Annotated in this window: 1 pseudogene; it reads right to left on the bottom strand. The window is 71.0% G+C overall.

The window, feature by feature from the left end:
* Nucleotides 1-372, bottom strand: a pseudogene (locus BIV23_RS45055) (ribosome small subunit-dependent GTPase A); the annotation flags it as partial.

The raw sequence follows: 372 nt of genomic DNA, 5'->3' as shown, positions 1-372 counted from the left end.
AAGCGCTCGACGCGGCCCAGGTCGAGTTCGACGGCGAGGGACACGACGAGGACGGCGTGGTCGACGTTGGCGGCGAGGACCTGCCCGTCGGACCGTTTGGAGGAGGTGGAGCGGACGAAGGCGGTACGGCGCGGCAGATACAGCCGGACGTACCGCGGATCACCGCCGGGATCGACGGCGACCCAGTCCCCCGTGCACACGACCTTCGTCGGGTCACGGGGAACGACGAACTCGGTGTCGGCACGGACGGTCCCGCCGGCGGTCACGACGTCGCACTGGCCGCGGTCGACCCGTACGACACGACCGGGCAGGAGACCCTGCCGGGCATAGGGAGCGAACTCGGCTTCCCATCCCTCGTCCCAGCCGTAGGGG

It is taken from the genome of Streptomyces monashensis, from assembly GCF_001866665.1.
Taxonomy (GTDB): Bacteria; Actinomycetota; Actinomycetes; order Streptomycetales; family Streptomycetaceae; genus Streptomyces; species Streptomyces monashensis.
The sequence above is the reverse complement of the archived record's forward strand: the minus strand, read 5'-3'. Positions and strand labels throughout refer to the sequence as shown.